The following is a 9,528-nucleotide window of genomic DNA, read 5'->3' on the forward strand; positions in this document are numbered from 1 at the left end:
ACGACCGTTCTTTTGAAATGGTTGCGGGAGCAGGATTCGAACCTACGACCTTCGGGTTATGAGCCCGACGAGCTACCAGACTGCTCCATCCCGCGACAAGTTAAACTATTGATATAGTTTACTTTTTAATGATATTTAACTGATATGTACTGTGAACCAATTCTGACGATTCAACGAATTGGTTGCAGGAGCCGCTTTTCTTACTAAAGAGAAACCTACGACAGTTTTTGAAATGGTTGCGGGAGCCGGATTCGAACCAACGACCTTCGGGTTATGAGCCCGACGAGCTACCAGACTGCTCCATCCCGCGACAGATTAACCTATGAATTTATATAGGTTATTTAACGCTATTACGATAAAATTCTATGCGTCATTTTAACGACTACCTAAATAATCGCTGTAGTAGCTTTTCTTACTAAAAAGAAACCTACGACTGTGACTTGAATTGGTTGCAGGAGCCACTTTCTTAAACAAAAAGCGAACCAACGACCTTCAATTTAATTGGTTGCGGGAGCCGGATTCGAACCAACGACCTTCGGGTTATGAGCCCGACGAGCTACCAGACTGCTCCATCCCGCGCCAAACTAAACTATTGATATAGAATAGATTTTATCTTTTAACACTGAAATTGCTAGATGACCAAATCAAAAAACAATGTAGGAAACAACTATTCTCAATGAGAAAAAAATAACTTCCATCACTTAAAATGGTTGCGGGAGCCGGATTCGAACCAACGACCTTCGGGTTATGAGCCCGACGAGCTACCAGACTGCTCCATCCCGCGACAAATTATTTTCTGAATCGCTAACAATTTCTTTTTCGTTGACTGGTTGCGGGAGCTGGATTCGAACCAACGACCTTCGGGTTATGAGCCCGACGAGCTACCAAACTGCTCCATCCCGCGTCAACGAGGTGCGTATTATAGGGAAGCTACTGTAGGAGTCAAGGGATTGATTGTATTTTGTTTTTTATAGATCGTTGGGAAGGCGTTAAGCCTAAAATATGACAAAAATAGTGTAAGCCTGAATGGTAGGATTGATAGGATCTCGCATGGTAAGAAAGCACTTTTCTGGCTTCATTACCCATCGTTCTCCAGTTTTTTAAACACTTTATTAATCGCCGCTCATTTGTGGACTCGACCAGCCAACCATTCACTCCATCATGCACACCTCTTCCTGAGTCACTCATACACAATGTAAATAAGCCATTGGCATTGGCTATGTCGATCAACAATTCGTAGTTTTCCATTTTCTCAGAAATCAGCAACAAGCCAGACTCTTTAGATGCAAACTCACAACGAAAATCTTCTTGCTCCGAAGATATTTTAAGCATTTCGAATTGAGACTCTTCTGACACTCTATGAAAATCAGGGACCATGGGGTCTTCATCAAAAACCAACACCCTATTTGCCACAATATTTGACGTGCTCATACCAAAATAAATAAAGTCGCTATCAAGCTCTTCATGATCCCAGCTTTTATAATCCATAAAACGTCTAACCCAAAAACCTATTCGACTCATTTTTGAGGATACGTCTTCTAGGTGATGAGGGAGCCGATTAAAAACTGTTTCACACTTAAGCGCTGGCTTTAACAGCCTAGCCAATACATTTGCTTCACTGCCAAAGCACATGAGAAGATGAGGTTTATAACGATGAACGTATTCAAGCAATGCTTTCATACTTGGTTTAATTCTGCCAGCTTGAGGTGCGTGCTCATGATCTATTTGCAGAAACATAGGCTCTATTTGATAGAGGCATAAGGTCTCATCCAGTTCATTCATGAAATGGATAAGTGAGCTGCTAGCCTCTCTTGAGTCCCAGAAAACCAAGATACGAAACATATAAATCAATCTCATTTAAACATCTCTTAAGCGTAAACAGCGAATGCCAATATTTCCACACGCTTGTACGTTGCATTTTGTAATTTAGTTACTATTGACTGTAGTCATATGTTGCTCACGCAGCCCTATTTTCCCACCACAGTTTTCGACTCGGAGCCAAATCATGTTTAGAAACAGTGAAGAACAGTTAAAAAAATCCACTATGCCGACAAAAGAGACGGCTTTAGTCGGCCGCTCAGAAGCGTTTTCTATTAGTGGCAAACATGCGGTTAACCATGCATCCTTTTTAAGTCCTATGAAAAGCAATGAAGCAGAAGTCATTTTGGCAATGGGTTGCTTTTGGGGCGCAGAAAGAAAGTTTTGGAATACGCCAGGGGTACTGGTGACTTCTGTAGGCTACATAGGAGGCTTCACAGAAAACCCTACTTATGAAGAGGTGTGTTCAGGGCAAACAGGCCATACAGAGGCGGTAGCGGTTCGTTTCGATACGAAACAGACCTCACTCGAAGCCATTCTGAAAGTGTTTTGGGAAAATCACGATCCTACTCAAGGCATGAGACAGGGTAACGACATTGGCAGCCAATATCGTTCTGCTATTTTTCTAAAAAACCCTGAGGACTTAGCGATAGCGGAAGCGACGAAAGCGTCTTATCAAAAACAACTCTTATCCTCCGGTCATGGCATGATCACGACTGAAATAGAGCCATTAAGCACCTACTATTTTGCCGAAGAATACCATCAACAATATTTGCATAAGAACCCAAATGGTTACTGTGGATTGGGTGGCACAGGCGTCAGTTGCCCTATTGGCCTAGGCGCTTAATATAATCTAGCCACTACTATTTTTCTCTTCTCACCTTCGAGACATAAAAAAACCGAATTAGAAATCTAATTCGGTTTTTTTCGCTCAGCTAATAATTAACCATCAACATTAACGCTGTACTCTTGGTCGTTAAACACTACTGTCACAGATGTCCCTTCTGCTCCTAACGTAGAATCCGAACCAAATGTAGCAACTTGGTGATCTGCATCATCAGAATCCTTAACAGAAAGGCTACCAGAACCATCTTCGTCAGACTTCAACGTGAGGTTATCGTTTAGATACGCCGTGACAGCATCTGCATCATTAAGATCAACACCATCACCAGATAGCAAATCACTTACATCCAACGCATCACTATTTGCGTTGAAGTCAGTAATTTTATCAATGCTACCAATTGCTGGATCCTGAAGAATAAACAGATCAGATCCATCTCCGCCAGTTAACGTATCTTGCCCTTGGCCGCCGATCAGAATATCGTTTCCAGCCTCTCCTAATAACGTATCATCTCCATCCTCACCTCGAAGGATATCATTACCAGCACCGCCATAAATATTATCTTGGCCAGAACCACCGTCTAATAAATCGCTGGAATCATCGCCATAAATGTGATCGTCACCGTCACCGCCTTCTATCCAATCCTGGCCGCTGCCGCCATATAAATCATCCTGGCTGTTATTACCGACAATATGGTCATCACCACCATTACCCTTGATAGTATCGTTATTCCCTGTCCCAACTATGTAAGAACCTTCCTCTCCATCGTCCCAAGATTTATCGTTTTGGTCGACATTATCGGTTGTATCATCTTCAATACCAGTATTGGACTTAAACCACGCAATATTGTCATCAAGACCTGCTGCCATTCCTTCGAATTCAGTAGGTGTATCATCTGATCCCACCACATCATCAGTCGTATCTGTGACAATATCTGACACATCGGTTACAACAGAGGTCGTTGGATAAGCATCACTGCCTAAAACTTGATACTCCCCTAATAATCCTCCTAATTCTGTTGCTGGTGCTAGAGAAACACTTAATTGGTAAGCCTCTCCCTGATCCCAGTAGACAATCTCAATAGACTGTTCGCCACCTTCTGTAACTGTAATAGGGAATGTATTTGTGGTTGCTTGCTGAATATTATCGACACTAGCAACTACACTGCCATTTATCTTGACTTGATAGCCATCATCGGCTGTTACTTTGATACTGTAGAAGCCAGCTGCTAATGACACACTGCCTGTCAATTGCACAACAGAATCTTCAGTACTGTCTTTATCAACGTACGTTAATGATTCAGCATCATCCCCTAACCATGAGGTTAGATTCGTATTCGCACCCAAATCCCCATTTGCAAGCCCATAATCGATTTCTGTACCAATGAAACTTGCATTGGCAGATTGATTCGCAATAATGCTCTCTGCCTGTGCAATAGAGGTAATATTACTATTACCTTCAGCAGAATCATCGTAGTTATAGAAGCTTCCACTCAGCCCAGACACTGTTGTTGTGGTTCCTGTATCAGCATCAGGGCCGCTCACTGTAATAGACAAGGTATTCTCTACTGAATCACCATCCCTATCTACTACGTTATAGCTGTATTCAATAACTTGTGAACCGGTATCCCCCAAAGCGCTTACAAGAGCATCGCTAGGAGTGAAACTATAGGTTCCATCAGCATTAATAGTAACAGCTCCATTGTCATCACTAGTATTGCTAGCAACCACTGAGCCCAAACCATCTGCACCAGCGTCTGTATTAAGAGTGCCGGTTAACACATATTCTTGCGCTGAACTTGAGTCTGTCAGTTCAACATGGGCAACCACAGAATAAGTTTCCTTATGTGATAAATCCGTACCAGAATCAGACCACTGATTGTATTCAGCGGTTGTCACGCTATTAACCACTTCGCCATCTACCAAGAACCCATCAAGAGATACGGTATAGCTCACATCATTGACAACTACTTCCGTACTTGAACTCGCAAGCGTTAAAATGTCTCCAGAATTCGTAAGGATATTACTGGTATCATCTTCTGATAATAGTGAAGAGAGTTTAACCGTTACCTCTGTCCCATCTATGACCAAAGTAACATCGACATTAAAATTAGCACTTGTTAGAGAATCAGCATAACTCGCATTCGTCAAACCATTGTCATGGGTGATTTTGGCAACGACAATGCTATCACCAAAACCAATATCTGAAGAATTATCTTCTACTTCGCTAGCAGTAACTGAGCTTTCTCCAGCGCTAACATTGGAGTAATTTAGACGGAAAGCGTCATTCCCCCATGAGAGCGTCTCGTCATAATCATCATCATCAGTATTACTTGTCGAACTCTTGCCAATATTCCACCTCCCATCAAATTCAGCAGATGAAAACCCTGATGCAATATTAGAGACAGAGAAAGTACTAGCGCTCAACTGCAGTTCTGCTTCGGTCGTAACCGAACTAGGAGCATCATCTTCAATAACCGCGGTTACTGCGCTAGTCGTGGTTGACGTGCCATCATTAACCGCCACGCCAAACTGAATAGAAAGTGAATCATCTGCTGTTGTATTAGACTGATCTACAGGTCCATTCAATGTAACCGTGTATGAGCCTTCGCCGCTGCTATTCACATCACCAAGCGTAACAGTAACAATCGCTTCACCATTCGCAGAGCCAATCAAATCTCCGCTGTCCGTTAGAGCCCAGACCAACGCAACACCACCAGAGGTATAAGTCTCTGTCGGCGCAGCCAATGATACGGATAAATCATCTCCGTCTGCATCACTGACTGTAAAGGTTCCTGTCGCACTAGTTATACCCGCTGTTGAGTCCTCTAAACCTTTTTCAGATACGGTCACAGACTCATCATTAAGGGTAATCACTGGCGCATCATCCACGCTATTAACCGTTAAGCTGACCGTTGCTGCGTTTGAAACTAGGCCATTATTATCTTTAACGGTGTATTCGAAGCTGTCTTCACCATTGTAATTATCATTTGGTGTGTAAGTGACTTCGCCCGTTTCTGAATTAACAGACACTGTGCCATGCTCGGGTTGAGTAGTAATAACAACCGTCGTTGGATCTATAGTACCGTCTACATCGGTATCGTTAGCCAGCACATCTATAGTGATTGAGGTATCTTCATCAGTAGCAATAGCACCTTCTTTTAAACTGCTATCAAGATCAGCAACCCTGCTTGTCAAACTGACTGTACCATCTTCAGATACATCACTAGGGTCAAAGGTCACACTAGCAGTCGTTTCACTGCCATCCGCTTGCAAGGTGGTTAAAGTCACTGTATCTGGAACAACTTGAGAGATCGTCATGTTCTGAACAACATAAGACCCATTACTACCTTCTGTCGTTAATACAAAATAATCAACCGCATCATTCGTTGTGAATGAATAAGTGCTTTCATATTCACCACCTATTCTAAAGCTAGATATTGATTGTTCTGTACCATCGACAAAGTGAGCGGTAATAGAAACAGCGGTTTCATTTCTACTGCCCTTATCAAAATACCCACCTAAACCCGCTAATGTGAACGATATTTTATTAATAGAAACATCGGTTGCATCAATATCAACTCTTAATGACTCTCCTGAACTAAGGCCATTCCCAGTCTCATTACCAATACCATGACCGACTGAGTTATTTGCATTCCAGGCTGTTAGAGTACCAGTAGAGACAGACGTAGTCACAGTGATCTCAGGCGTGCCATCTTCATTTGAATCAAAAGACTTAACCGCTTTGCCATCTACAAGGTCACCCCAATCACTCACTTTTGCCGTGCCATCAAAGGTGCCTGTTTTTGAATCCGGGTTAGCATCAAAAGAACCAATCTCAAAAGCTATAGCTTCCTCTAATTTATCGACTTCAGGATCAAAGCGGACTTCTGTATCAGAAGGGTAGGTAACACCTGCAGTCATCTCAACCCAATTGCCGTCAGCATTTTTCACCTCCATTGTTCCGTACTCAGGCAATTCATCAAGACGAATCCCCGTACTGTAAACCATGGTAGAGTCATCAGTCGCCACTGGTGCGTCGTTCGTGCCTGTGACGGTGATCGTCAAGGTCGTTTCAGTTGTTGCACCATTATCATCCCTTACCGTCACTGGCACTTCGACTAGCTGTTTCTCCCCAGCAGCCAAACTATCGTAAGATGACGCATCGAAACTGTAAGATCCATCCGATTTCAACGTCAAGCCTGCAACATCGGATGTCGTACTGAACGACAACGCTGCTCCATCCGCTAGATCCACATCGTTGGCACTGATAGTGCCTGTGATCGTGTGATTCTCCGTTACAGAGTCTACTTTCGCGGTAGCCGTCGGTGCATCGTTTGTACCAGTAACCGTGATGGTTAAAGTAGTTGTGTCAGTCGCACCTTTGTCATCAGTAACAGTGATAGGAATCTCTAATTCAAGCTCTTCATCCTTTTCAAGAGAGTCATAAGAAGAAGCATCAAACGCATAAGTACCATTTGAATTAAGCATCAAACCAGCCACGATGGCCGTCGTACTAAACGTTAAGTTTGCAGTACTAGGAAGATCCGCATCACTTGCTGTAATAGAACCTGTAATTCTTGAATCTTCATCAACGGAATCGTTTTTGGCCTCAGCGATTGGGGCTTCATTAGCCGCCAATGCTGTCGCCGTGGCTTCTGAAGAAGTGTTACCCGCTGCATCCGTGATCGTCGCTTTGATCGTTGCTTCAGGTGCGATTTCTACGCTAATGCCGCTGCTAATCAATGCAGCCGTTAATTCCACTTCAACCGCGTCTGCATCGCCCACTTGGTACGTCACTGTATCGCCAGCAACCGCATCTGTTGGGATACTGATCGTTGCCGTCACGGTGCCATCAGCTCCAAGCTCTTCCGCGTTGTAAACACCGTCTTCGTTGGCGTCACCTGCGATCGAGATAGTTGGAGATCCAACAGACGTGTCTATTGTCACATCGTGCATGATTTTGGTTTCATTGCCTGCCGCATCAATCGCTTTGATGTTTAGGCTGTTTGTACCCTCACGCAACCCATCATCAAGCGTAATACTGTAAGCACCATTCTCATCTGCGGTGCCGGTCGCTGTTTGCTGTGTGCCGGTCGCATCTGTGTACAAGATAGCAACGCTCGCACCCGGCTCCGTTTGACCCGCTATTGTTGGTGTCGCGTTATTGGTAATCGAATCATCGTTCGAACCACTGTTAGTTGCGCCCGTAATGTCGGCAGTTAAGCCGCTCACTGAGGTATCGACAGTTACGTTTTGAGTTGTCGTCGTTTCGTTACCCGCCGCATCAATCGCTTTAACTGTCAGATCGTTCGAACCTTCGTCCAATGCCGCTGGAATCGTGATGCTGTAATTGCCATCCGTATCCGCCGTCACCGTATCGGTTGTCTGCTCTGCACCTGATGCATCTGTGTACGTGATCGTAACGGTCGCACCCGGCTCCGTTTGACCCGCTATTGTTGGTGTCGCGTTATTGGTAATAGTGTCATCGTTCGAACCACTATTAGTCGCGTCCGTGATGTCCGACGTCAAGGTACTCACTGAGGTATCTACTAGAACACTGTCTGTGCCTACGCCACCTCCAGTAGAAAGCGATGCGCTCACTTCTAATGTTTCGCCTTCCGTAACAGCAATGCCAGATACAGACACAGATCCATTGCTAATATTATTTGAGTTAAGCGTAATTACTCGATCAGGCTCACCATTATTGCTAGTAACATTGATCGTATCACCAACCTTCGCACCTATTGGTAAGTCGATAGAGACTGTCACACTGCCATTAGCCTCATCAGAATTTAACAATCCATCATTATTAGTATCGTTAGTAATAACGACGGTTGGTGTAAATAGTTCAGAAATCGTATAAGTATCACCATCGATATTTACATTCTCTACATCGATCAACAGAACCACGTCACCCGTATCACCACGAGTAATTTGAAGATTTCCATTATCATCCACAACAAACGTCGCCTGACTCGCATCAAAGTTCTGGAAAATAACCGTATCAACACCAGCCCCACCATCAATAGTCAAACCATCATTGGTATCATCTCCAGTAATCGTAATTTGATCATTACCAGAACCAGACAATACATAATCGTCACCTACTTCTGTGGCTACTGCAGCCGACGTTCCATGCCAATAATGTGCCGTATTGGAATCCGCACTTACATTTCCAGCCGCATCTGTTTGAGTAGCCTTAAAGAACTCATTGTCATTGGCCTGAACATCAGTCAAGTTCGATACATCAGCAGTCCAATTACCATTCTCATCAACAACTATTGAAAGGCCTTCAACCTCGACATATTCACCCGTTTGAGTGTTGTTACCATTACTAGATGATCCAGAGATAACGTGTAAAGTGATCGACGTACCAGGCTCTCCAGTGCCATGTAAAGTCACGGTTGAGTAATCAGAATTGGCTGAGTCATCAGTGATGTTCGTGATAACAGGAGCATCGATTAATGTATCCACGGTCACGTTTTGCGTGGTCGTGCTTTCGTTGCCCGCGACATCGACCGCTGTGATGCTCAAGCTGGTTGAACCTTCGGCCAGCGCATTCGTGATCGCGATGGTGTAATTACCATCTTCATCCGCCGTGCCTGTCGCCGTGCGCTCTGTGTTTGTCGCATCCGTGTACGTGATCGTAACGGTCGCACCCGCTTCTGTCACACCACTAATGTCTGGCGTCGCATCGTTGGTAATCGTGTCGTCGTTCGAACCACTGTTGGTCGCATCCGTGATGTCCGACGTCAAGCCGCTCACCGATGTGTCCACGGTGAAGCCACCGTCCGCCGCGTCGCTGACCGCTGTGAAGGTGTTGCCGGCAGCGTCGGTGCCACTGACACTCGCGCTGATGGTTGTGTC

Annotated in this window: 3 protein-coding genes and 5 tRNA genes; 1 reads left to right on the forward strand and 7 read right to left on the reverse strand. The window is 44.4% G+C overall.

Translation table 11 applies throughout. The features are described from left to right. Positions 1-18: 18 nt before the first annotated feature. The 6 genes from ACIGBN_RS11910 to ACIGBN_RS11935 all read right to left on the reverse strand — a co-directional run bounded on the left by ACIGBN_RS11910 (position 19) and on the right by ACIGBN_RS11935 (position 1,857). Positions 19-95 (reverse strand) — tRNA-Met (locus ACIGBN_RS11910). A gap of 138 nt (positions 96-233) precedes the next feature. Further along, positions 234-310: transfer RNA gene (locus ACIGBN_RS11915), tRNA-Met, on the reverse strand. 192 nt (positions 311-502) lie between these two features. Beyond that, positions 503-579, reverse strand: a tRNA-Met gene (locus ACIGBN_RS11920). A 128-nt stretch (positions 580-707) separates the two neighbouring features. Continuing rightward, a tRNA-Met gene (locus tag ACIGBN_RS11925) sits at positions 708-784 on the reverse strand. A 43-nt stretch (positions 785-827) separates the two neighbouring features. Beyond that, positions 828-904: transfer RNA gene (locus ACIGBN_RS11930), tRNA-Met, on the reverse strand. A gap of 38 nt (positions 905-942) precedes the next feature. Continuing rightward, positions 943-1,857 carry a hypothetical protein gene (locus ACIGBN_RS11935; RefSeq protein WP_396665650.1) on the reverse strand — a complete coding sequence of 305 codons (915 nt, stop codon included), beginning with the start codon at positions 1,855-1,857 and terminating at the stop codon, positions 943-945. A 148-nt stretch (positions 1,858-2,005) separates the two neighbouring features. Between ACIGBN_RS11935 and msrA the strand changes: the two genes are divergently transcribed. Beyond that, positions 2,006-2,665 carry a peptide-methionine (S)-S-oxide reductase MsrA gene (gene msrA / locus ACIGBN_RS11940; RefSeq protein WP_396665652.1) on the forward strand — a complete coding sequence of 220 codons (660 nt, stop codon included), beginning with the start codon at positions 2,006-2,008 and terminating at the stop codon, positions 2,663-2,665. Between the two features lie 95 nt (positions 2,666-2,760). Here the strand turns inward: msrA and ACIGBN_RS11945 are convergent, their stop codons facing one another. Then, positions 2,761-9,438: an Ig-like domain-containing protein gene (locus ACIGBN_RS11945; protein WP_396665654.1), complete on the reverse strand. Its 6,678-nt coding sequence runs from the start codon at positions 9,436-9,438 to the stop codon at positions 2,761-2,763. Positions 9,439-9,528: the final 90 nt, after the last annotated feature.

The organism is Marinomonas sp. NPDC078689 (assembly GCF_044542435.1).
Classification (GTDB): domain Bacteria; phylum Pseudomonadota; class Gammaproteobacteria; order Pseudomonadales; family Marinomonadaceae; genus Marinomonas; species Marinomonas arenicola.

What these genes read in the sequence shown, in the direction of transcription:
- ACIGBN_RS11935 (WP_396665650.1), bottom strand. Translation starts at nt 1,857, where the DNA reads ATGAGATTGATTTATATGTTTCGTATCTTGGTTTTCTGGGACTCAAGA.
- msrA (WP_396665652.1), top strand. Translation starts at nt 2,006, where the DNA reads ATGTTTAGAAACAGTGAAGAACAGTTAAAAAAATCCACTATGCCGACA.